Annotated in this window: 22 protein-coding genes and 1 tRNA gene; 14 read left to right on the top strand and 9 right to left on the bottom strand. The window is 72.0% G+C overall.

What is annotated here, in order from left to right; all coding sequences use genetic code 11:
- Nucleotides 1–16: 16 nt before the first annotated feature.
- The 7 genes from ACF062_RS14570 (at nt 17) to ACF062_RS14540 (ending at nt 7286) form a co-directional block, all read left to right on the top strand.
- Nucleotides 17–589 (top strand): DUF6031 family protein, encoded by a 573-nt coding sequence (locus ACF062_RS14570; protein ID WP_392138147.1) that lies wholly within the window; start codon nt 17–19, stop codon nt 587–589.
- Nucleotides 586–1818 carry an aspartate aminotransferase family protein gene (locus tag ACF062_RS14565; protein ID WP_392138145.1) on the top strand — a complete coding sequence of 411 codons (1233 nt, stop codon included), beginning with the start codon at nt 586–588 and terminating at the stop codon, nt 1816–1818. Before ACF062_RS14570 ends, ACF062_RS14565 begins: the two co-directional genes overlap by 4 nt.
- A 12-nt stretch (nt 1819–1830) precedes the next feature.
- Nucleotides 1831–2277, top strand: a complete 447-nt coding sequence (locus ACF062_RS14560; RefSeq protein WP_392138144.1) for a type II toxin-antitoxin system RatA family toxin — start codon at nt 1831–1833, stop codon at nt 2275–2277.
- Complete coding sequence (locus tag ACF062_RS14555; protein ID WP_392138142.1) at nt 2274–3356, top strand: SDR family oxidoreductase; 1083 nt, start codon at nt 2274–2276, stop codon at nt 3354–3356. The genes ACF062_RS14560 and ACF062_RS14555 overlap by 4 nt, the downstream gene beginning before the upstream one ends.
- Before the next feature lie 33 nt (nt 3357–3389).
- Nucleotides 3390–4733 carry a hypothetical protein gene (locus tag ACF062_RS14550; RefSeq protein WP_392138140.1) on the top strand — a complete coding sequence of 448 codons (1344 nt, stop codon included), beginning with the start codon at nt 3390–3392 and terminating at the stop codon, nt 4731–4733.
- A gap of 225 nt (nt 4734–4958) precedes the next feature.
- On the top strand, nt 4959–5852 hold the full coding sequence (locus ACF062_RS14545; protein ID WP_392138865.1) for a phytanoyl-CoA dioxygenase family protein: 894 nt from the start codon (nt 4959–4961) through the stop codon (nt 5850–5852).
- 66 nt (nt 5853–5918) lie between these two features.
- Nucleotides 5919–7286, top strand: a complete 1368-nt coding sequence (locus ACF062_RS14540) for an MFS transporter (RefSeq protein ID WP_392138138.1) — start codon at nt 5919–5921, stop codon at nt 7284–7286.
- Here the strand turns inward: ACF062_RS14540 and ACF062_RS14535 are convergent.
- Nucleotides 7198–8019 (bottom strand): hypothetical protein, encoded by an 822-nt coding sequence (locus ACF062_RS14535; RefSeq protein ID WP_392138136.1) that lies wholly within the window; start codon nt 8017–8019, stop codon nt 7198–7200. The genes ACF062_RS14540 and ACF062_RS14535 overlap by 89 nt on opposite strands.
- Nucleotides 8020–8137: 118 nt before the next feature.
- On the opposite strand from ACF062_RS14535, the gene argF reads away from it, so the two are divergent.
- Nucleotides 8138–9121 carry an ornithine carbamoyltransferase gene (gene argF / locus ACF062_RS14530; RefSeq protein WP_392138134.1) on the top strand — a complete coding sequence of 328 codons (984 nt, stop codon included), beginning with the start codon at nt 8138–8140 and terminating at the stop codon, nt 9119–9121.
- Between the two features lie 65 nt (nt 9122–9186).
- On the opposite strand, the gene ACF062_RS14525 is transcribed toward argF, so the two are convergent.
- The 5 genes from ACF062_RS14525 to ACF062_RS14505 form a co-directional block, all read right to left on the bottom strand.
- The gene (locus tag ACF062_RS14525; RefSeq protein ID WP_392138132.1) at nt 9187–9378 is read right to left on the bottom strand and encodes an acyl-CoA carboxylase epsilon subunit; all 192 of its coding nucleotides are present in this window, start codon (nt 9376–9378) and stop codon (nt 9187–9189) included.
- A 37-nt stretch (nt 9379–9415) separates the two neighbouring features.
- The gene (locus ACF062_RS14520; protein WP_392138130.1) at nt 9416–10960 is read right to left on the bottom strand and encodes an acyl-CoA carboxylase subunit beta; all 1545 of its coding nucleotides are present in this window, start codon (nt 10958–10960) and stop codon (nt 9416–9418) included.
- Between the two features lie 43 nt (nt 10961–11003).
- The gene (locus ACF062_RS14515) at nt 11004–11435 is read right to left on the bottom strand and encodes a hypothetical protein (protein WP_223776528.1); all 432 of its coding nucleotides are present in this window, start codon (nt 11433–11435) and stop codon (nt 11004–11006) included.
- Between the two features lie 193 nt (nt 11436–11628).
- Complete coding sequence (locus tag ACF062_RS14510; protein WP_223776529.1) at nt 11629–12426, bottom strand: AfsR/SARP family transcriptional regulator; 798 nt, start codon at nt 12424–12426, stop codon at nt 11629–11631.
- Between the two features lie 547 nt (nt 12427–12973).
- A tRNA-Arg gene (locus tag ACF062_RS14505) sits at nt 12974–13068 on the bottom strand.
- A 187-nt stretch (nt 13069–13255) separates the two neighbouring features.
- Between ACF062_RS14505 and ACF062_RS14500 the strand changes: the two genes are divergently transcribed.
- The 6 genes from ACF062_RS14500 to fabI all read left to right on the top strand — a co-directional run bounded on the left by ACF062_RS14500 (nt 13256) and on the right by fabI (nt 18347).
- Nucleotides 13256–14248, top strand: a complete 993-nt coding sequence (locus tag ACF062_RS14500) for a DUF2156 domain-containing protein (protein ID WP_392138128.1) — start codon at nt 13256–13258, stop codon at nt 14246–14248.
- Between the two features lie 60 nt (nt 14249–14308).
- Nucleotides 14309–14473 (top strand): hypothetical protein, encoded by a 165-nt coding sequence (locus ACF062_RS14495; protein WP_392138126.1) that lies wholly within the window; start codon nt 14309–14311, stop codon nt 14471–14473.
- 178 nt (nt 14474–14651) lie between these two features.
- Entirely contained in the window at nt 14652–15770 is a 1119-nt protein-coding gene (locus tag ACF062_RS14490; protein WP_392138124.1) for a fatty acid desaturase family protein, read from the top strand.
- Nucleotides 15770–17218, top strand: coding sequence for an MFS transporter (locus ACF062_RS14485; protein ID WP_392138122.1), 1449 nt, complete (start codon nt 15770–15772; stop codon nt 17216–17218). Before ACF062_RS14490 ends, ACF062_RS14485 begins: the two co-directional genes overlap by 1 nt.
- A 35-nt stretch (nt 17219–17253) precedes the next feature.
- Nucleotides 17254–17577, top strand: coding sequence for a ferredoxin (fdxA, locus tag ACF062_RS14480; RefSeq protein ID WP_356581735.1), 324 nt, complete (start codon nt 17254–17256; stop codon nt 17575–17577).
- Entirely contained in the window at nt 17574–18347 is a 774-nt protein-coding gene (fabI, locus tag ACF062_RS14475; RefSeq protein ID WP_392138120.1) for an enoyl-ACP reductase FabI, read from the top strand. The genes fdxA and fabI overlap by 4 nt, the downstream gene beginning before the upstream one ends.
- Before the next feature lie 90 nt (nt 18348–18437).
- Here fabI and serS read toward each other — a convergent pair whose 3' ends face one another.
- The 3 genes from serS to ACF062_RS14460 all read right to left on the bottom strand — a co-directional run bounded on the left by serS (nt 18438) and on the right by ACF062_RS14460 (nt 21303).
- Nucleotides 18438–19715, bottom strand: coding sequence for a serine--tRNA ligase (serS, locus tag ACF062_RS14470; protein ID WP_392138118.1), 1278 nt, complete (start codon nt 19713–19715; stop codon nt 18438–18440).
- Between the two features lie 134 nt (nt 19716–19849).
- Complete coding sequence (locus ACF062_RS14465) at nt 19850–21070, bottom strand: beta-ketoacyl synthase (protein WP_223776536.1); 1221 nt, start codon at nt 21068–21070, stop codon at nt 19850–19852.
- Nucleotides 21070–21303, bottom strand: a complete 234-nt coding sequence (locus tag ACF062_RS14460) for an acyl carrier protein (RefSeq protein WP_127911495.1) — start codon at nt 21301–21303, stop codon at nt 21070–21072. Before ACF062_RS14460 ends, ACF062_RS14465 begins: the two co-directional genes overlap by 1 nt.
- Between the last annotated feature and the right edge of the window lie 15 nt (nt 21304–21318).

Below are 21318 nucleotides of genomic sequence, written 5' to 3'. Positions count from 1 at the left end.
AACGAACAGGAGAATCATGCAGTCGTCCCACGAGACCGCGGATCCGCTGAGCCGCGTACGCCTCTTCCCCTCGGCGCGCTCGGGCCGCGGGCTGCCCGCCGCGCGCGCGGTCGAGGCCTGGGCCACCGCCGCCTGGCTGCTCGCCGTCGAGGGGCGCGCCTACCTGGAGGACCTGGAGGGCGGCACGGACCAGCCGCAGCTGCGGCGCGTGGTCCGCGTCAAGCTGCTCGAACTGCTGCTGGACATCGACACCAGGCTCTCGGGGGCCGTGCCCGTCGCCGAGGAGCACCAGCTCGCGCTGGCCCTGGAGTACGGGCTGCACGACCTCGCCGACCTCGAAGGCCCGTCCCTGATCGAGGTGTTCGCGCTCGCCGACGACGCCGATCACGCCGACGCGGCCGCCCCGGGCGACGGTGAGGTGCCGCGGCTGTGGGAGCGCCTGTGCGCCGAGTTCCCCGGTGAACTGCCCGACCCGCTCCAGGCCTCGGGCCAGCGGGAAATCCTGCGCGCCCTGCGGAACTGGTCGAAGCTGTGCACGGCGGCCGGCACCGACGCGGCGTTCCTCGAACCCTTCCTCAAGGACGCGTGACCACCGTGGCCGCACCGGGGTTCGTCGACCGCTACGCCGCCACGTTCGGGCGGAACAAGGCGCTGCTGCTGCGCATGTCGGGCCTGACGGCGGGCGAGGCGCGGGCCGAGGGCGCCTGGATCACCGACGACCGAGGCCGGCGCTGGCTCGACTTCGGGTCGTTCGGCGTCCATCTCATCGGCCACCGCCATCCCGAGGTGACCGCGGCGGCCCAGGAGCAGCTCGGCCGCATGGGTCTGTCCGGCAAGATCCTCGGCAACTCCGCGGCGACCGCCTGCGCCGAGGCGCTGATCGCCGCGACGCCCACCGGCCTCGACCGGGTGTCGTTCGCCAACACCGGCTCCGAAGCGGTGGAGATGGCGATGAAGATGGCGGCGCTCGCCACCGGCCGCGCCGAGTTCGTCGCCCTGCGCGGCTCCTACCACGGCAAGACCGCGGGCGCCCTGCACCTGTCCGACTCGATGGCCGGCCGTTCCCCGCTGCCACTGGCCGCGCCCGTGCACTTCGTGGAACCGGGCGACGAGCACGGCGTGCGGGCACTGCTCGGCACCGGGCGCGTGGCGGCCGTCTTCGCGGAGCCGGTGCGGGGCGAGGGCGGGATCCGGCCGGTGGACCCGGCCTACCTGGCGTTCCTGCGCGAGGAGACCGAACGCACCGGGACGCTGCTCGCCCTCGACGAGATCCAGACAGGGCTCGGGCGCTGCGGGTACCTGTGGCGCTCGGCCGGTGACGTACGGCCGGACCTGCTGCTCGTGGGCAAGGTCCTCGGCGGCGGCCTGCTGCCGCTGGCCGCCGTCGTCCACGCGTCGGGCCGGATCAAGGAGTCCTGCGCCGACCCCGTCGTGCTCGCCTCGTCCTTCGCGGGCGGCGCGCTCGCAGGCGCGGTCGGCCGCGCCGTCATCGACGTGGTGTCGCGGGAGGCGTTCCTGTCGGGCGTACGGGAGAGGGCGGCGCACGCCCGCTCCCTGCTGGCGGAGCGGTTCGCGGCGGACCCGAAGATCGCGGCGGTCCGCGGTGAGGGCCTGATGATCGGGCTTGAGGCGGCGGACGAGTCCATCGCGGGCCATGTGGTCCTGGAGGCCGCCAAACGCGGCGTCCTGATCAGCTTCTGCCTCAGCAATCCGCGCGTCCTGCGCGTCTACCCGACCGCGGGGATCGACAAGTCCGACCTGGAGGACGGCATCGGCCGCCTCGCCGAGGCCCTGGCCGCGTCCCCGGCAACCACCTAGAAAGGCCCTGTCATGCCCACCGTACGCACCTCCGTGGACATCCCCGGAGTCGGCATCGACCACGTGTGGAACGTCGTCTGCGACTTCGAGAAGCACCCGGAGTACATGGCGGACGTCCTGGAGATCCGCTACCTCGAACGCGACGCGGCGACCGCGCTCAGCTCCTGGCGCGTCCTGCTCAACGGCAGCGAGCTCACCTGGGACGAGAAGGACTACTTCCACCCGCCGCACCGCATCGACTTCGACCAGACCGAGGGCGACCTGGAGGTCTTCCGCGGCTCCTGGACGCTCCAGGAGACCGAGGAGGGCGTCAACGTCGTCCTGGAGATCGAGTTCGACCTCGGCATACCCTCGCTGGCCGCGGTCCTCGACCCGGTCGGCATCCAGGCCATCCACAGCAACTCGCGCAGCATGCTCGCCGCCATCAGCGAGCGCCGTCCCGAACCGGCCGCCGGATGACCGCCGACCGCGTCCTCGTCACCGGCGCGGGCGGCGCCGTCGGCAGCGCGTTCCTGGCCCGGCTCGCCGAGCGCGCCCCCGCGGCCGGACTCGTCGGCGTCTTCAGCGGCGAGGCCAGCCGCGACGCCTACCTGGAGCGGGCCCCGCGCGCGGTCACCGACGTGCTGCGCCCCGTGGTGTGCGATCTCACCGACGAGGACGCGACGCTCGCGCTCACCGGCGGGCTCGGCCGCGGCCGCCGCACGGTCCTGGTGCACGCGGCGGCCAACGTCAGCTGGTCGGCGAGCCCCGAGGCGGCCCGCCTGGGCAATGTCGCCGTCACCCGCAACACGGCCCGCCTGGCCCGCGCGCTCGGCGACACCCGCTTCCTGCTCCTGTCGTCCGCGTACACGGCGGTCGACGACTGGGAGTACCGCAACACGTACGAGGAGTCCAAGGCCGAGGCCGAGCGGCTGCTGAAGCGGGACTTCGCGGACCTCGATCCGTCGGTGTTCTCGTGCAGCCTCGTCGTCGGGCACAGCGGCACCGGCGCGATCTCCCGCTTCCACGGCATCTATCCGCTGCTCGGACTCGTCGAGCGGTACGAGCCGCCGTTCCTGCCCGGCGACCGGGACGGCCTGATCGACATCGTCCCGGTCGACTGGGTGGCGTCGGAACTGTGCGCCATGACCGAGGCCCTGCTGGCCGGCGGGCCCGCGCGGGACGTGGTCGCCTCGGCGGGCGAGGCCGCGCCGCGCCTGAGCGACCTGGTCTCCGCCGTCGTCACGGTCCTCAACCGGGCCCGCCGCGAGGAGGGCCGCCCCGAACTCGCCGACGTACCCCTCGTGCCCTACCGGCGCTGGGACTTCCTGCGCCGCTCGGTCGACGCCTGGAAGGTCACCGAGATCCGGCTCCCCAACCGGCAGTTCCTGGACCGGCTGATCGGCATCTACCGCCCCTACTTCGAGAACGCCCGCGTACGCATGCCCGAGAACACCACCTGCCCGGCTCCCCACTGGAGCGGCTACGTGGACGGCGTCGTCGAGTACTGGCGGACCGCCAACGTACGGCGTCCGCCGCGGGTCGCCTCCGCCTCGTGAGCAGCGCCCGCACCGCAAGCAGAGAGGGAAGAGATGGCCCCTGAGAGCACCGTGCCCGTCCCGCCCGGCGAACTGGAGCGCCGCCGCGCCACGTTCGCGCGGATCCGCGCCGAGCGCGACGCGGCCATGGCCTATCTGCGCGCCAAGTTCCCCGAGGAGAAGGAGTACCTGGACCGGGCCCGCGACGAGGTCCGCGACGTCACGGTCGTCCTCGGCAGCCCGCGCGGCGGCACCAGCGTCTTCAAGCAGGTACTCGGCGAGCTGCGCGGCGCCCTCGCGCTGCCGGGCGAACACCGCCTGCTGTTCACCCTGCTCGGCCTGAACCACCCCGACCACGGCGGTTCGGACGAGGGCGTGGAGAGCGGCGTGCTCGACGCCGGGCAGCGCACGTTCCTGCTGCGCAACCTGTTCTTCGAGTGCCGCGGCGCGGACATCCCCGAGCCGACCCCGCTGGAGTGGGAGCGCTACGCCTGGGACTGGGCGCTGCGGCTGCGCGTCCAGTGGCCCGACACCGTCGACGCCCCGCTGGAGGAGCTGGTGGCGGTGGTCAGGGACAGCGTGCTCGGCGCACGCCGCGGCCCCGAGCCCGCGTTCGACGTCCTGCGAGGCCTGCGCGCCCACGGCCTGCCGGTCGACCCCTACCGCTACGACCTCGACGAGGCCCTCGTCCGCGAGGCGTTCCCCGACGTGCCCGTGCCCAAGGGGCCGCCGGGCGGCTCCATCGTGGAGATCTCGCCGTTCCTCGCCCTGCGCCCGCAGCGCCGCCCCCGGCTCGGCGAGGAAGGCCGGGTCCTGGTGATCAAGGCGTCCAGCGACGCCTACCGCATCCCGCTCCTCCACCATCTGTTCGACGGCTGGAACCTGCGGGAGCTGCACCTCACCCGCAACCCGCTGGCCTCCGTCAACGGCCTCATCGACGGCTGGGAGCACCGCTCCTTCTGGCAGCACGACCTGTCGTCGTACGGCACCGCCGCCGGGCTCCGCGCGGACTGGAACTTCGACCTGTGCGAGGGCTGGCAGGACCTGGTCCACGGCCCGCTGGCCGAGCTGTGCGCCCGCCAGTGGTCCGACCCGCACCGCCGCATCCTGCGCCACACCACGGACCCGCTCCGGCTGCGCTTCGAGGACTTCCAGGCCGGCGGCACCACTCGCAGGAGCCTCGTCGAGACGGCCGCGCGGGGCATGGGGCTGCGCCTGGACGCCGACCGGTGGGGCGCCGTGGACGAGCCGCGCCGGGTCAACGCCACCTCGGCCCCGGCCGGCGCCCGCTGGCGCCGCGAGCGCCCCGAGCTGGCCCGCCTGCTCGACATCCCCGAGGTCGCCGAGGTCTGCGGACTGATCGGTTACGACGTACGCGACTGGGAGCGCTGGCCCTAGGGCCTGTCTGACAACTCCCGCCTGCCTCGCGACGCCATGCACGCACTCTCGCCGCACCGGGCGCAGAGCCAAGTACATCCAGTACGAGGCCCTACGCCCGGCACGCCGAGAGCACGCACCTGACGCCGCGAGGCCGCCCTCCGGGCGACGACGCGAATTGCCAGACAGGCCCTAGGGGCGCCACGGACCGGACAGCAGTGGACAGGTGAAAGGACTCAAGTGACCATGGTGACCGCCCAGCAGGCCGACTTCTTCCGGCTCTTCGGCTTCCTGCCGCTCCCCGGACTCTTCGACGCCGGCGAACTCGCCGTGATCGAGAAGGAGTACGCCGTCGGCCACGCCGAGGCGTCGAAGGTCTACTCGGCCGCGCTCGGCGTACGCGGCCAGATGAGCTGGTCGAACATGCGCGACCAGACGCCGTTCCTCGCCGGTGCCCTGGAGACGGAGAAGCTGCGCACGGCCGCCGAGGCGCTGCTCGGCCCCGAGGCGGTCGGCGTGATGTCCAACGGGAACGTCTTCTCCGGCAACCTCACCGAGTGGCACGCGGACACCAGCGTCCCCGGCTTCCGCTCCCTGAAGTTCGTCGCCTACCTCGACCCGGTGGACGCCGACAGCGGCGCCCTGCGCGTGCTGCCCGGCTCGCACAAGGACCCCTGGCACGACGAGCTGCTCGCCATCAGCGTGAAGGAAAGGCTGAACACCGCGGGCAACCCGGAGAGCGAGGAGAGCGGCCGGACCGGCTTCCCGGTGGACGCCGTGCCCGCCCGCGTCTGCACGTCGAGACCCGGCGACGTCTACGCCTTCGACCTGCGGACCTGGCACGCCTCGCTCAACGGCTTCCCGAACCGCCGGATGTGCAGCTTCACCTACTTCGGCGCCCCGCGCGACGAGGCGCAGAGCGCGGCGGTGCGCTCCGTCGTCAAGCAGTTCGGCAGGGAGGCGCAGTTCCGCGAGCTGCGCAGGCAGCGGGACTGGATCGCCGCGGGCGCGCGGCCCAGCGGCATCCCGCGCCGCGAGAGCCAGTACTCGCCGGGCTGGCTCGCGGGCGCCGGGGGCAATGAGCACCGCGCCCGCTGGATCGAGCAGCTGCGCGCGTGGGGGATGGCGCCCGCGGCCTGAGCGCGCCGGGGCCGGGCGGCCGCGCCGCCCGCCCCGCACTCCCACCACCATGAACGGAGACCCCTGATGTTCGCCTCGCTGACCGCGCGGCTGACCGCCATCGGCCGGCACTACCGGCTGCCCGACGAGCGCCCGCACCGGGTCCTCGTCGGCTTCATCCTGGTCAACACCTTCGGCCAGGGCATGTACCTCACCGCGGGGCTGCTCTATCTGACCCGCAGCGTGGGGTTCTCGGCCGGCGAGGTGGGGCTCGCGCTGACCGTCGCCGGGGTGGTGGCGCTGCCCTCGAACGTCCTCATCGGCAGGCTCTCCGACCGCACGGGGCCACGCGGCCTCGCCATGCTGCTGCTCGCCGTCGAGGGCGTCGCCATGCTCGCGCTCGCCGTGGTCGCCACCCTGCCCTGGCTGCTGGTCGTCGCCACGGTCGGGGCGGTGGGCCTCCAGGGCAGCCGGACGCTGCGCGCGGTGCTGATCGGCCGGGCCGGGGGCGCTTCGCGGGTGCGGCTGCGCTCGTACATGCGGGCCGCCTCCAACCTGGCCATGGCGCTGGGCGCCGCGGCGGGCGGCGTGGCGCTCCAGCTCGACAGCCGGCCGGCCTATCTCGGCGTGGTGGTCTTCAACGCCGTCACCTTCTTCGTCGCGGCGGCCGTGCTGACCCTGCTGCCCGACTATCCGCCGGTGCCGGTGGAGGCGTCGAGGGCGAAGCTGCCGGTGCTGCGCAACCGCCCCTTCATGGCGGTGACCGCCCTCAACGCCGTGATGACGCTCCAGTACTCGGTGCTCACCGTGGCGCTGCCGCTGTGGATCTCCGAGCGGACCGAGGCGCCACGGGCCATGGTGTCGGCCGTGCTGGTGGTCAACACCGTGCTGGTCGTCCTGCTCCAGGTGCGGGTGGGGCAGCGGGTCGCCGACGCGCGCAGCTCGGCCCGGGCGATGCGGGGGGCCGGGGCGGTCTTCATGGTGACCTGCGCGGTGTTCGCGACGACCGGCCACCTGTCGCCGCTGTGGGCGTCGGTGGTCCTGGTCCTCATGATGGTGCTGCACACCTTCGGCGAGCTGTGGCACGCGGCGGCCGGGTTCGAGCTGGCGTACCACCTGGCGCCCGAGCACGCCCAGGGCGAGTACCAGGGCATGTTCTCCTTCGGCGTCAGCGGTGCCATGGCCGTGGCGCCCGGCTTGCTGACGCTGCTGTGCATCCAGTGGGCGCCGCAGGGCTGGCTCGTGCTCGGCGGGCTGCTGCTGGCCGCCGGCCTGCTGACCGGCCCCGCCACGCGCGCGGCGGTGCGCCACGCGGAACGCGCGGAACGCGAGGAACGCGAGGAAGGAGTGCCCGGCGGTGAGCGGGCTACGGCCGGGCCGCCGCCGGGCCCTGGCCCGAGCCCGTCCGCAGCGCCTCCACCCCCGCCCGTGCCTCCACGTCCTCGACGGGGATGAGGGCCAGCGCCCGGTCGCACAGCGCCGCCACGGAGTCCGCCGCCTCGGAGCCGGCCGCCTCGGAGTCCTGCCCCGCGTCCGCGTCCGCGCCCGTCAGGAACCGCTGCTGCTGGAGGGCCTGGGCCAGGGCCTTGCAGGTGTAGCCGAGGCCCGGCCCGGCACGCAGCTCGGCGGCTTCGCGCAGATAGCGCTCGGCGGTCCGCAGGGCGTCCCGCGGCGCGGGCAGCCCGGCCAGGGCGGCCCGGGGGCCGAGGCTGAGCCAGAGCCGGTGCTCCTCCGCCCACAGCTCCCCGGCGCGGGAGAAGGGGTCCAGGTGCAGGGTGCCGAGCCGGTAGAGCACCTGCCCGGCGAGCTCGTCGTCGCCGAGGGCGCGGGCGGCGTCGAGGGCCGCACGCCCGGCGCGGACCCCGGAGGCGAACAGCTCGCCGTCGGGCCGGTGGATCACGCAGAGGTGCACCAGCTCCGTCCAGGCGGACCGGCAGCGGGCCACCTCGCCCGGCGCGGCGGTGTCCGGCAGGGCCTCGGTCGCCGCGGCGAGCAGCCTGCCGAGCAGCAGGGCCCGCTCCCACAGGTCCTCCTGGCGCGCCAGCCACTGCGCGGTCCGGAACCAGTTCACCAGCTCGGCGGCACCGAGGGCCCCGGAAGCGGTCAGCGCGGCGGCCGCGCGCTCGCCGTCCGCGGGGCCGGTACGCCCCTCCGCGACATCCAGGGCGAGCTGTTCGAGAGGGTGCACGGTGACCTCCGTCGCGCGCGGTTGACCGATGAACGCTGCATGTTAATGTAACAGTCTGCATGTTTATCGATCCAGTGACTGTGACCGTCGATGCTGGTCAGACTTCGGAGGTAGTGCCGTGACGATTTCGGGCCTCAAGGGGCGCAGCCTGCTGTCCCTGCGCGAGTTCAGCGGCGACGAGATCCGCGAGCTCCTCGGCAAGGCGGCCGACCTCAAGGAGCGCACCGCCCTGGGGGAGAACGTCCCCGCCCTGGCAGGCAAGAACATCGCCCTGATCTTCCTGAAGCCGTCCTGCCGTACGCGCGTCTCCTTCGTCGTCGCCTCGACGCAGTCCGGCGCGCACCCGGAGATCTTCAACCGCGAGGACATCCGCTTCGGCATCAAGGAGTCCGTCCGGGACATCGCGCGCGTCTTCGGCCGCGTCTTCGACGGCGTCATGTTCCGCGGCTTCGAGCACGCCACGGTCGCCGAGTTCGCCCAGTACGCAGGCGTCCCCGTGTGGAACGGCCTGTGCGACAGCTACCACCCCACCCAGGTCCTCGCCGACCTCCTCACCCTGCGGGAGAACTTCGGCGACCTGGAGGGGCTGCCGCTGACGTACGTCGGTGACGGCCGCAACAACATGGCCGTCACCCTCGCCATCGCCGCCGCCAAGCTCGGCCTCGACCTGCGCATCCTCGCGCCCGCGCCGCTCCAGCCCGCCCCCGAGGTGATCGAGGAGCTGCTCGCCGGGCGCGAGTCGGAGCAGGCCCGGGTGCTGGTCACGGACTCGCCCGAGGAGGCGCTGCGCGGCTCGGCCTGCGTCTACGGCGACGTCTGGGTCTCCATGGGTGAGGAGGACCAGACGCGGGAGCGCATCGACCTGCTGCGCGGTCTGAAGGTGACGAGCGACCTCATGGCACTGACCGGCCGCGAGGACAGCATCTACCTGCACTGCCTGCCGGCCTTCCACCTCCTGGACACGGAGACCGCGATCGCGAACCCCGACATCTGCGAGGTGGACGACGACGTCTTCGAGGGGGAGCAGAGCCGGGTCTTCGACCAGTCGGAGAACCGCATGCACACCGCCAAGGCCCTGATGCAGCTCACCATCGCGGGCTGACCGCGACAGCGAAGCGCCCCCCTGGCCGGCCAGGGGGGCGCTTCGCTGTCGCGGTGCCGTCCGGCTCAGCCCTGCCAGCTGTGCGGGGCGTGGAAGTCGTCGCGGCGCCAGGCCGTCGTGGGCGCAGGGGCGCCGGTGGCCGCCCTGGGCGGAGCGGCGGCGAGGGAGAGCAGGAGCACCGTGACGGCCGCCAGCTCGGCGTCGGTGACCTCGCCCTTCTCAATGCGGATGTCGGCTGCGCTGTCGGCCGCGGGCATGGGACCTCCGGTCGTGTGGGGCGTACGGGGGGGGGCCTTACTGCGGGGGGTTGCCGTGTTTGCGGGCGGGGCGGTCGGCGTGCTTGTTGGCGAGCATCGCGAGGGAGTTGATGAGCACCTCGCGGGTCTCGGCGGGGTCGATGACGTCGTCCACCAGGCCGCGTTCGGCGGCGTAGTAGGGGTGCATCAGCTCGGCCTTGTACTCCTTGACCATGCGGGCGCGCATGGCCTCGGGGTCCTCGGCGGCGGCGATCTGCCGGCGGAAGATCACGTTGGCCGCGCCCTCGGCGCCCATGACCGCGATCTCGTTCGTCGGCCAGGCGTAGGTGAGGTCGGCGCCGATGGACTGGGAGTCCATGACGATGTAGGCGCCGCCGTAGGCCTTGCGCAGGATGAGCGAGATGCGGGGCACGGTGGCGTTGCAGTACGCGTAGAGCAGTTTGGCGCCGTGGCGGATGATGCCGCCGTGCTCCTGGTCGACGCCGGGCAGGAAGCCCGGCACGTCAAGCAGCGTCACGATCGGGATATTGAAAGCGTCGCACATCTGGACGAAACGTGCGGCCTTTTCCGACGCCTCGATGTCCAGGACACCGGCCAGGGCCTGCGGCTGGTTGGCGACGATCCCCACCACCTTGCCGTCCAGGCGGGCCAGCGCGCAGATGATGTTGCGCGCCCAGCGCTCGTGGACCTCCAGGAAGTCACCGTCGTCGACGAGCTCCTCGATGACGCGGTGCATGTCGTAGGGGCGGTTGCCGTCCACGGGGACCAGGTCGAGCAGCGCCTCCCCCGAGCGGTCCGGCGGGTCGTCGCACTCGTGCGCCGGGGGGTTCTCCCGGTTGTTGGACGGCAGCATCGACAGCAGATAGCGCACTTCTTCGAGGCAGGTCTCCTCGTCGTCGTACGCGAAGTGCGCGACGCCCGACGTCCCGGCGTGCACGTCGGCGCCGCCGAGGCCGTTCTGGGTGATCTCCTCACCCGTCACCGCGCGGACCACGTCCGGCCCCGTGATGAACATCTGCGAGGTCTCGCGGACCATGAACACGAAGTCGGTGAGGGCGGGCGAGTACGCCGCGCCGCCCGCGCACGGGCCGAGCATCACGCTGATCTGCGGGATGACACCGGAGGCCTTGGTGTTGCGCTGGAAGATGCCGCCGTAGCCCGCGAGCGCCGTGACGCCCTCTTGGATACGGGCGCCCGCTCCGTCGTTGAGGGAGACGAGCGGGGCGCCCGCGGCGAGGGCCATGTCCATGATCTTGTGGATCTTCGTGGCGTGCGCCTCGCCGAGCGCGCCGCCGAAGATGCGGAAGTCGTGGGCGTAGACGAAGACCGTGCGGCCCTCGACCGTGCCCCAGCCGGTGACCACACCGTCCGTGTACGGCCGCTTCGCCTCCAGGCCGAAACCGGTCGCCCGGTGCCGACGCAAGGGTTCGACTTCGCGGAACGAACCCTCGTCCAGGAGCAGTTCGATCCGCTCCCGCACGGTGAGCTTGCCCTTGGCCTTCTGAGCGGCGGTGGCCGGTTCGCCGGGTCCTGCGTGCACCCGCTCCCTGATGGCCGCCAGCTCCGCGACGTGCAGTCTCATCTCTCCCCTTACCGGTCGCCGTCACCGGGGACGCCGCGTGTGGTCAGTTGGTGAGCTTGCGCAGGCCGTTGATCTGGAGCACGGCGAACGCGCCCACCACGAGGGCCTGCATCGGGATCCACACCGTGCCGATCGTGTTGGGGTCGAACCAGCCGAACAGCGCGGTGGCGATGCTGGCGACGGCCCACAGCAGATTGGCCTCGATGACGAGCTTGGTGGCGGCCGCGGACGGCACCTGCTGGGCGGCGAGTACGCCGACGAGCACGCCGTAGACGGTGAGGAAGACGCCGATGCCGCGCAGGAGACCGGCGTCCATGTCGAGCAGGTCGCCGACGGGACCCGCGGCGATCAGGTAGATCAGGCCGTTGCCGGCCGTCACGGCGGCGTCGAGGCCGAGGAAGAGACGCAGCGGGCGCGCGGCGGACGAGTTCGTGGCCGCGGTTCCAAGCGTTGCGGAGGTCTGGCTCGTGGTCATGAAATCTCCTGGTGGATACGGTGGTCGGGGTTCATGCGCGCCGCGCGGGGCGCGTACGAGGGAGCCGCGCGGAGGGCGGGCGCCCGCTGTTTCCGTACCGATGGTGGCAACCGGCGCTGACCGGGCGCTGACGCCTTCCCTCCGGGGAGGTCGAGTGGCTGCGCGGTGGCCGCGGGTGCGCGGCGTCACCGGCTCAGGCGGGCTGGAGCAGCGTGGCGCGGGCGCCGGTGCCGGCCAGGGCCGGGTCGTGCGCGAGGATCGCGTGCTCGACGTGGCGCAGCGCGGGGGACGGGTCGATGCCGAGCTCGTCGGAGAGGTGCCGGCGCATGTTGCGGTAGACGTTGAGGGCGTCGGCCTGGCGGCCGGAGCGGTAGAGGGCGACCATCAGCTGCTCGCAGAAGCGTTCCCTCAGCGGGTGGTTGCTGTGCGCCTCATGGAGTTCGGCGAGCATCGCCGCGTGGTGGCCGAGGCGCAGCTCCGCCTCGAAGCGCAGCTCCATGGCGCGCATGCGGTATTCCTCGTAACGGGCGCAGGCCAGCTGGCAGATGGTGCCGCCGGGAAAGTCACCGAATACGGGGCCGCGCCACATCGCGAGCGCCTGACCGAGCAGTTGGGCCGTGGCGGCGGCGTCCGCGGGGCCCGCGGCCTCGGCCTGCCGGACGGCCTTGGTGAATTCCGCGGCGTCGAATTCGCCCTCGTGAATGGTGAGCCGGTATCCGGAAGGGTGGATCGTCACACGGGAAACCGAGAGGTCGGGCTCCAGGCTCTTCAGTTTGCGACGGAGCCGGCTGATGTGCGCCTGCAGAGCATTGGCCTGCTTGTCCGGGACGGAATCGCCCCACATTTCCTCGACGAGGCTCTCTCCCGAGATCGGGCGGCCCTCGCTGACGAGCAGTGTCTGGATGAGATTGCGCTGAAGATCTCCCGAGATCTCCGCGAACCCTAATGCGGTGCGGATCTGCAGTGCTCCGAGAATCGAAAAGCTCAGCATGCCGTTTCCCCCTTGGCTTTCGTTGCTGCAACGTCGGGGCGGTTCACCTTCCGGGTCGCCAGGGCCATCGGTGCTGCGGTGTGGGGGACCGCGGGTGGAGGTCGGCGTGGCGATCTCTGGGTGTCCCCGACCGGGGGAGTCAGCGGGCGCACCCACTGGTTCCCTTCCAGCGAAGACCCTCTCACGGTATCATTCCTTTGGGAAGGTATTTTTTTGAACGAGCGGTGCCGGACCGTTGAATACCGGCTTGACCTGCTGGTTCTTCCCGGAAAAGAGTGACACGCCGTCGGACGCAGGCCCGCCCCGGCAGGCCGAACCGCTCTCGCGGGGCGCCGGGGCGGTCGCTTCACCGGGGCGGGGGAGGCCCGGCGAAGTGGATGTGGAAGTCGTAGTTCCGCTGGCGGAGAGGGCAGGATTCGAACCTGCGTGGGCCGCGAGCGACCCGACCTTGGACTGAAGCCCGAGATCCCCGATAAACCACTCCGGGCACCTCTCCTGGTGGTGCGGGCACGATGGTACGTGCCTGCGGCACGGTGTTCTGTGCCTGCGGAGAGGGCAGGATTCGAACCTGCGTGGGCCGCGAACGACCCGACCTTGGACAGAAGCCCGAGATCCCCGATAAACCACTCCGGGCACCTCTCCGTGTTCCCGGCCCGGTCTCCCGTGCCGTTCACGAGAACAACATTGCCAGGCCCTTCTGACAGTTCGCTGACGCCACCCTGACATGCGCTGCCGCGCCCGCCCCGTGAGCTTTCCGCCCTTCCCATCAAAGGGGCGGCGGTGCTCTACTCTCATCGACCGCAACGGCTTTTCGAAAGGGATACGGATCATGACCGTGACCGTAGTGGAAAATCCGATTCTCAAGGCTGTGAGCAGCTATACGCGGGCCGAGAACCCCAGCGCGTTCCTCGCGCTCAACAGCGGCAACAGCACCTACGCCAGGCCCGGTTCGGACGGCGTCGTCGTCTACCGCAGGACCGGCCGGTTCGCCGTCCAGTTCGGCGGGCCCTTCGCCGCCCCCGAGGAGTACGACACCCTCCTCGACGGCTTCCGGGACCACGTGAAGGAGCAGGGGCTCACGCACGTCGGCGTCCAGCTCCAGCGCGACGACGCCGAGCGGTACGCGCGCCGCGGCTTCACCGTCAACCAGATCGGCGCCTCCTGGGCCGTGAGCCTCGCGGAGTTCACCCTGCGCGGCACCCGCTTCATGCAGCTGCGCAACAAGATCTCCCGCGCCTACCGCAACGGCCTCCAGATCCAGGAGGTCAAGGCCGATGCCTGGCAGGACGCGCTGGAGACCATCGACGGCGCCTGGCTGTCCAGCAAGGGCGCCGCCCGCCCCCTGGAGTTCCTGGTCGGCGAGATCGGCGGCGAGGCCCAGGAACACCGGCGGCTGTTCGTCGGCACGATCAACGACGCCCCGGTGGCGTACATCTCGTACTCGCCGGTCTTCGGCGAACGCGCCGGCTGGATGCACGACCTGAGCCGGCGCGTGCCGGACGGGTCGCCGGGCCTGATGGAGGCCATCAACGCACACGCCATCGAGGTGTTCCGCGGCGAGGGCGTCCCGTGGCTGCACTTCGGCTTCACGCCCTTCACCGGCCTGGACGCGGCCCACGAACTGGACGGCCACAGCCCGGCGTTCCAGTGGTTGATGCACGCCCTGTGGGCCGAGGGCGCCGCGCTCTACCCGGCTCAGACGCAGCTCTCGTACAAGCACAAGTGGGCGCCCGACGCGGTCATCCCGGAGTACGTCGCCTTCGACGGCCCCGCGTCACTGGCCTCCTTCGCCCACATCTTCCGCGCGTGCAATGCCTTCTGATGGGCAGTCAGTGCCCGTCCCAGCCCGTAAGCCGTAATCGACCCACAGGAGTGGACGACGATGAGTGACTCCGCCGAGAAGACCGAAGCCCTCCAGCACGCCATGGTGGAACAGCTCATGGCTGTCATCGCCGCCCCCGACGACGAGGACGTCGCCCGCGCCGCGGACACCGTGGTCCGCGACCTGGACGCCCTGCTGCGGGCCGAGCCCACCCCCGCGGCCTGAGCGCGCGCGACGTGGCGCGCGGCCGTGCCGAGCAGCACCGATCAGCTCAGCATCAGCGCCACATCAGCGCCTCACGGAACGCTGCACACACGTTCGCCCGGCGTCCGTCCGGTGGGATACCCGACGCCGGGCGGGCGCCGCCGCCCGGTTCGGGCACTTCTTCCGAGGAGAGCTTCGTATGCAGCGTCCAGACGTCCAGGGGACCGGTGTCGCCGTCGCCCGGCAGCACCCCGCCGTCCCGCAGCACGCCGCCGCCCCGCAGCGCACCGGGGCATCCGCCACGTTCTCCGAGCTCCTCAAACGCGTCAAGGCGGAGGGGCTGCTCGACCTCGACCCGCGGTACTACATAGGGCGCCTCGCCCGGAACACCACGCTGCTGGCCGCCGGGCTCACCGCGTTCTTCCTGGTCGGCGACTCGTGGTGGCAGCTCGTCGTGGCGGTGTGGATGGGCCTCTGCGGCGGCCAGTCCTCCTTCATGTGGCACGACGCGGGCCACAAGGCGATGTTCCGCGACAAGCGGGCCGCGTCCGCCGTCGGCTACTTCCACGCCAACTTCGTCAACGGGGTCAGCTTCGGCTGGTGGGTCAACCACCACAACCGCCACCACAGCAACCCCAACCACCTGGACATGGACCCGGACATCGGCCGGCGCACCGCGATCTTCGACATCAAGCAGTACGCGACCCGCACCCGGCGGCAGCGCTTCATCGTGCGCTACCAGAGCGTGCTCTTCTTCGTGCTGCTCGTCCTCGAGTCGTTCAAGATGCACAAGACGGCCGTGAAGTCGATCAGCCAGGGCCTCACCAAGCGCCCCGTCCTGGAGTCCACGCTGCTCCTCGCGCGCGCCGCGATCTATCTGACCTGCGTCTTCACCGTCCTCTCGCCGGTCCTCGCGGTCGCCTTCATCCTCGTCCAGCAGGCCACGCTCGGCGTCTACTTCGGCATGATCTTCGCCCCGAACCACAAGGGCATGGACGTCCGTGACGGCGACGAGGAGACGCTGGACTGGCTGGAGCGACAGGTCCTCACCTCCCGCAACATCCGCCCGTCGTGGTTCATCGACTTCCTGTACGGCGGCCTCAACTACCAGGTCGAGCACCACCTGTTCCCGGCCATGCCGCAGAAGAACCTGGGCCGCGCACGGGAGCTGACCCGCGAGTACTGCGCCGAGCGCGGCGTGCCGTACCACGAGGTCGGCTTCTGGGCCTCCTACCGCGAGGTGGCCTCCTACCTGCACGAGGTCAGCGCGCCGGTGCGCCGGGGTGAGGTCGACGCGCACATCGAACGGGCCGCCTGATGGTCGACACGGCCACCAGACCGGCGGCCGGCGGCACGGCCGCCGGGCCCGCCACCCCTGCCACCGCGGCTTCCATCGGTGCCAGGCTCGACCGGATGCCGATCACCCCGACGCACCGCAGCGTCACCGCGGTCATCGGCGTCGGGCTGCTCTTCGACACGTTCGAGAACAACCTCTCCGGCACCATCGCCAAGGTCCTCCAGGACGACTTCGCGTTCGGCGCCACCCAGCTCAAGCTGGTGCTCGCCTCCGCCTTCATCGGCCAGTTCATCGGCTCGCTCGTGCTCGGCAAGGTCGCCGACCGGTACGGGCGGCGCCGGGCGTTCCTGATCAACCTCGCGATCTACTCGGGGTTCTCGCTGCTCGGGGCCTTCTCGCCGAACGCGGCCTGGCTGATCGTGACCCGGTTCTTCGCCGGCGTCGGCATCGGGGCCGAACAGTCGCTCTCCGACTGCTACTTGTCCGACGTACTGCCCGCCAAGAAGCGCGGCAGGTTCATCGCCTGGGCCTACACCCTCGCCTTCTGCGGGGTGCCCGCCGTGGGCTTCGCCGCGCTGTGGCTCGTCCCGCTGACCCCGCTCGGCATCGACGGCTGGCGCTGGCTCTTCGTGATCGGGGCGCTCGGCTCGGCCGTGGTGTGGGTGCTGCGCAGGCGGCTGATCGAGTCGCCCCGCTGGCTGGCCACGGTCGGCCGCGAGGACGAGGCGGACGCGCTGGTCTCCCGCATGGAGGCCGAGGTCCCCGGTGGGGCGGCTCCGGCGCCCACCGCGGCCCCGGAGGCCGCCGCCGAGCCCGCCACGGCGAAGAAGACCGCCCCCGCGACGGAGACGGCGCCGGCCACCCGGCTCCGCGACATCTTCCAGCCCCACCTGCGCCGCCGCACCGTCATGCTCTGGATCTTCTGCTCGCTGTCGACGGTCGGCTACTACGGCTTCGGCACGCTGGCGCCGCAGATCCTGGCCGCCAAGGGATACGGGATCGTCGCCGGGATCGGCTTCACCGCGGTCTGCTTCCTCGGCTACCCCGTCGGCTCCGCGCTCACGGTGCCGATCATCGACCGCTTCGACCGCAAGAAACTGGTGGCCGCCTCGGCCGCCTCGATGGTCGTCGCGGGGCTCGGCTTCTCCTTCGCGGGCACACCGGCGCTCATCATGGTGTTCGGCTTCGTCTACACCGTGTGCAGCAACATCTTCTCCAACGTCAGCCACGTCTATCTCGCCGAGCAGTACCCGACCGCCATCCGCGCGGCCGCGTCCGGCGCCGCGTACTCGCTGTCCAAACTCAGCGCCGCGGCCCTGCCGTTCGTGCTGCTGCCGGTCCTCCAGTCGTACGGTCCCGGCGCCCTGTTCGGCGTCATCGCCGCCGTGATGGCCGCGCTCGCCACGACGGTCCTCTCGCTGGGGGAGCGCACCACCGGCGCCTCGGTCGACCGCGCGCCCACCGACTGACCCCACCGTCCCGCCGACCTGATGAGGAACGCCTCATGGCCTATGTCATCGCTCAGCCCTGCGCCGACGTGAAGGACATGTCCTGCGTCGACGAATGCCCCGTGGACTGCATATACGAGGGCGGCCGCGCCCTGTACATCCACCCCGAGGAATGCGTGGACTGCGGCGCCTGCGAGCCCGTCTGCCCCGTGGAGGCCATCTACTTCGAGGACGACGTGCCCGCCGGGTGGGGCGACCACCGCGGCTCCAACGCCGCCTTCTTCGCCGCGCTCGGCTCGCCCGGCGGCGCCGCCGCGCTCGGCGCGCAGCCGCACGACTCCGCCCTGGTCGCGTCGCTGCCGCAGGCGGTGGCGTCATGAGCGGGCTGCTCACGGGCAAGCGCGTCCTGGTGACGGGCGTCCTCACCGAGGCGTCCATCGCCTTCCACGCGGCGCGCGTCGCCCAACTGGAGGGCGCCGAGGTGGTGCTGACCGGCTTCGGGCGGCTCTCCCTCATCGAGCGCACCGCCGCCCTGCTGCCGAAGCCGGCCCCGGTCGTCGAGCTGGACGTCACCGACCCGGCGCACCTGGACGGCCTCGCCGGCCGCCTCCGTGAGCATGTCGGCGAAGCGGGCGGCCTCGACGGCGTCGTGCACTCCATCGCCTACGGCCCGCCCGGCGCCTTCCACTTCCTCGACGGCGCCTGGGAGGACGTGTCGACCGCCGTGCACGTCTCCGCATACTCCCTGAAGTCCCTGACCACCGCCTGCCTGCCGTTGATGGAACCGCGCGGCGGCTCGGTGGTGGGCGTCACCTTCGATGCCACCGTGGCCTGGCCGAAGTACGACTGGATGGGCGTCGCGAAGGCGGCTCTGGAGTCCACCAGCCGCTACCTCGCCCGCGACCTCGGCCCTCGCGGCGTCCGCTGCAACCTCGTCGCCGCCGGCCCGCTGCGCTCCATGGCGGCCAAGTCCATCCCGGGCTTCTCCGAGCTGGCCGACGACTGGCACACCCGCGCCCCGGCCGGCTGGGACCTCACCGACCCGGAGCCCGCGGCCCGCGGCATCGTCGCGCTGCTCTCGGACTTCTTCCCCCGCACGACGGGCGAGATCGTCCACGTCGACGGCGGCGCCCACATGATGGGCGCGTGACCCGGCGCCCGCGAGGCCACAGCGGTGGGGGGAGTTCAGGTGATCACCTGAACTCCCCCCACTTTTCGTGCCGTCGAAGGACCCGATCGGTCACTCGGTCGTGCCGGCGGGCAGGATGCGGCGGAATCCCGCGTACGGGACGAGCGCCTCGGGCAGCTCCACCGAACCGTCCGGCCGGACGCCCTGCTCCAAGAGCGCGGCCACCGTCCGGCCGATGGGCAGCGCCGAGCCGTTGAGGGTCGCCGCGGGCTCCTTGCGGCCGTCCGCGGTGCGGTGCCGGATGCCGGCGCGGCGGGCCTGGAAGGTGCCGCAGTCGGAGACCGAGGAGATCTCGCGGTAGGAGCCGCTGCCCGGCAGCCACACCTCGATGTCGTACGTCATCCGGGCCGAGAACCCGAGGTCGCCCGCGGGCAGCAGCACGACCCGGTAGGAGAGTCCGAGGCGCCGCAGGCACTCCTCGGCGTGGCCCAGCATGAGTTCCAGCTGCGCCTGGGCGTCCTCGGGGGCGCAGACGCGGACCAGCTCCACCTTCTCGAACTGGTGCAGCCGCAGGATGCCCCGGGTGTCCCTGCCGTATGCCCCGGCCTCCGCGCGGAAGCACGGCGTGCGCGACGTGAACGCGTACGGCAGCTCGCGGGCGTCCAGCGTCGCTTGCGCGAGCAGGTTGGTCAGCGGGACCTCGGCGGTGGGGATCAGGAACAGCTCACGGTCGCCGACCCGCGTGGCGAACAGGTCCTCCGCGAACTTGGGGAGCTGGCCGGTGCCCGTCATCGTGTCGCGGTTGACGAGGAACGGCACCGAGTGCTCGGTGTATCCGTGCTCGGCGGTGTGCAGATCGAGGAAGAAGTCGGCGAGGGCCCGCTCCAGGCGGGCCCCGGGGCCGCGGCTCACGGTGAAGCGGGCGCCGGAGAGCCGGGCCGCCGCCTTGCCGTCGAAGATGCCGAGCCGCTCCCCGATGTCGGCGTGGTGCCGGTCGCCGGCCGCCGCGCACGGGGGCGGGCCGCCGCGGCGCACCTCCACCGCCTCCTTCTCGGAGTCGCCGTCCGGCACGGTGTCGAGGGGGATGTTGGGGATGGCCAGGACCAGGTCGGCGAGGCGCCTGCCCGCCTCCTTGGCGGCGCCCTCGGCCCGCTGGACCTCGGCGCGCAGCGCGCGGGCCGCCTCCTTCTCCTCCTCGGTGGGCGGTCCGGCCCTGCGCTCGCGCGCGGCGCGGTTCATCTCGGTGCGCAGCCGGGTCACCTCGGCCTGGGCGTCGGCCCGGCCGCGGTGGGCCGCCTCCAGCGCGGCCACGTCCAGGTCGTGGCGGCGGCGGGCGAGGCGGCGCACCGCGTCGGGTCCGGACGCGATCAGTTCGCGCGGATCGTGCATGGCTTCTCCTGGGGTCTGCGGTGCGTGGCGGGGGAGATGCGCCGAGCCGCCCCCCTGGCGGAGGGGCGGCTGCGGCTCCTGCCGGGGCAGGGCGGGGGAGACGGGCGGGGCTGGGAGCGGGTCCGCTCCGGTGTTCACGCCGGGGCGAGGGCCAGGACGGTGTTCTGGCCGCCGAACCCGCAGGAATTGCTGAGCGCCAGGTCGATGGGCATGGAGGTCGCCGAGTACGCCAGCTTGATGTCGACCTCCGCGCCCGGCATGACCAGGTTGGCGATGGGCGGCACCAGTTCGTGCTCGATGCTCAGCAGCGTGAACGCCGCCTCCACCGCGCCCGCCGCGCCGAGCAGATGCCCGGTCACGCCCTTGGTCGAGGTGACCAGCGGATCCCCCTGGAGGGTCCGTTTGATCATCCGCGCCTCGGCGACGTCGTTGAGCGGCGTCGAGGTGCCGTGGGCGTTCACATGCTGTACGTCGTCCGGATCCGCGCCGGCGTCGGCGAGGGCCGCGCGGACCGCCGCCTCCACCCCGGCGCCGTCCGGATGCGGCGACGTCATGTGATGGGCGTCCGCGGTGGCGCCGTAGCCGATGATCCGGCCGTGCTGGTGCGCCCCGCGGGCCCGGGCGTCCTCGACGCGTTCCATGACGAGGATCCCGGCTCCCTCGCCCGCGACGAAGCCGTCCCGTTCCGCGTCGAAGGGACGCGAGGCGAGCGTCGGGTCGTCCTCGCGCTTGGACAGGGCGCCCATCTGTGCGAACCCGGCCATCACCAGCGGCGTGATCATGGCCTCGCTGCCGCCCGCGAGGACGACGTCGCAGCGGCCGAGCGCCAGCAGGTCCCGGGCCGTGCCGATGGCCGTCGCCCCGGAGGCGCAGGCGGTGGCCACCACCAGGTTGGGTCCCGTCGCCCCGAACTCGATGGCCGTCTGACCGGCCAGCATGTTCGGCAGCTGCATGGGCAGCAGCAGCGGCGAGACCCGGTCGGCGCCCTTCTCCAGCAGGGCGCGGTGCTGTTCCTCGACGGTGCCGGGGCCACCGTCCGCGCAGCCGAGCACCACCCCGACCCGGGCGCCGTCCCAGGTCAGCGGGTCGAGCCCGGCATCCGCGATGGCCTCGCGTGCCGCGACCAGCGCGAACTGCACGAACCGGTCAAGCCGGTGGGCCCGGCGGGCGGACAACAGCGCTTCCGGGTCGAAGCCGGGCACGCGGCAGGAGATCCGTACCGGATTGTCCGCCAGTACGGGATCGAACGCCGCGCCCGATCGGCCCTCGCAGACCGCCGCCCAGCTCGGCCCGACCCCGATACCGCCCGGGGTGACGAGACCGAGCCCGGTGACGGCGATGTCGATGCCGGCCATCAGACCTTCGCGCTCCTCGTCTCCATGAGTTCCACCATGTCGGCCACGGTCTCGGCCTCCAGGAGGTCGTCGTCGCTGACGTCTATGTCCAGTTCGGACTTGAGCAGCAGCGACAGCTCCACCACGGCCAGCGAGTCCAGCTCGATGTCGTCCCTGGTGGCCTCGGGCGTGATGGCCTCGGGCGACACCTTGAGCTTGTTGGACAGGATTTCCTTGAGCTGCTCCAGCATCATGACGATCCCTTTCGG

It is taken from the genome of Streptomyces sp. NPDC015345, assembly GCF_043078805.1.
Lineage (GTDB): Bacteria > Actinomycetota > Actinomycetes > Streptomycetales > Streptomycetaceae > Streptomyces.
The sequence above is the reverse complement of the archived record's forward strand: the minus strand, read 5'-3'. Positions and strand labels throughout refer to the sequence as shown.

Excerpts from the sequence above, each read along its gene's own strand:
- ACF062_RS14570 (WP_392138147.1), top strand. The coding sequence starts at position 17 with ATGCAGTCGTCCCACGAGACCGCGGATCCGCTGAGCCGCGTACGCCTC.
- ACF062_RS14560 (WP_392138144.1), top strand. The coding sequence starts at position 1,831 with ATGCCCACCGTACGCACCTCCGTGGACATCCCCGGAGTCGGCATCGAC.
- ACF062_RS14555 (WP_392138142.1), top strand. The coding sequence starts at position 2,274 with ATGACCGCCGACCGCGTCCTCGTCACCGGCGCGGGCGGCGCCGTCGGC.
- ACF062_RS14550 (WP_392138140.1), top strand. The coding sequence starts at position 3,390 with ATGGCCCCTGAGAGCACCGTGCCCGTCCCGCCCGGCGAACTGGAGCGC.
- ACF062_RS14545 (WP_392138865.1), top strand. The coding sequence starts at position 4,959 with ATGGTGACCGCCCAGCAGGCCGACTTCTTCCGGCTCTTCGGCTTCCTG.
- ACF062_RS14540 (WP_392138138.1), top strand. The coding sequence starts at position 5,919 with ATGTTCGCCTCGCTGACCGCGCGGCTGACCGCCATCGGCCGGCACTAC.
- ACF062_RS14525 (WP_392138132.1), bottom strand. The coding sequence starts at position 9,378 with ATGCCCGCGGCCGACAGCGCAGCCGACATCCGCATTGAGAAGGGCGAG.
- ACF062_RS14520 (WP_392138130.1), bottom strand. The coding sequence starts at position 10,960 with ATGAGACTGCACGTCGCGGAGCTGGCGGCCATCAGGGAGCGGGTGCAC.
- ACF062_RS14515 (WP_223776528.1), bottom strand. The coding sequence starts at position 11,435 with ATGACCACGAGCCAGACCTCCGCAACGCTTGGAACCGCGGCCACGAAC.
- ACF062_RS14510 (WP_223776529.1), bottom strand. The coding sequence starts at position 12,426 with ATGCTGAGCTTTTCGATTCTCGGAGCACTGCAGATCCGCACCGCATTA.
- ACF062_RS14500 (WP_392138128.1), top strand. The coding sequence starts at position 13,256 with ATGACCGTGACCGTAGTGGAAAATCCGATTCTCAAGGCTGTGAGCAGC.
- ACF062_RS14495 (WP_392138126.1), top strand. The coding sequence starts at position 14,309 with ATGAGTGACTCCGCCGAGAAGACCGAAGCCCTCCAGCACGCCATGGTG.
- ACF062_RS14490 (WP_392138124.1), top strand. The coding sequence starts at position 14,652 with ATGCAGCGTCCAGACGTCCAGGGGACCGGTGTCGCCGTCGCCCGGCAG.
- ACF062_RS14485 (WP_392138122.1), top strand. The coding sequence starts at position 15,770 with ATGGTCGACACGGCCACCAGACCGGCGGCCGGCGGCACGGCCGCCGGG.
- fdxA (WP_356581735.1), top strand. The coding sequence starts at position 17,254 with ATGGCCTATGTCATCGCTCAGCCCTGCGCCGACGTGAAGGACATGTCC.
- fabI (WP_392138120.1), top strand. The coding sequence starts at position 17,574 with ATGAGCGGGCTGCTCACGGGCAAGCGCGTCCTGGTGACGGGCGTCCTC.
- serS (WP_392138118.1), bottom strand. The coding sequence starts at position 19,715 with ATGCACGATCCGCGCGAACTGATCGCGTCCGGACCCGACGCGGTGCGC.
- ACF062_RS14465 (WP_223776536.1), bottom strand. The coding sequence starts at position 21,070 with ATGGCCGGCATCGACATCGCCGTCACCGGGCTCGGTCTCGTCACCCCG.
- ACF062_RS14460 (WP_127911495.1), bottom strand. The coding sequence starts at position 21,303 with ATGATGCTGGAGCAGCTCAAGGAAATCCTGTCCAACAAGCTCAAGGTG.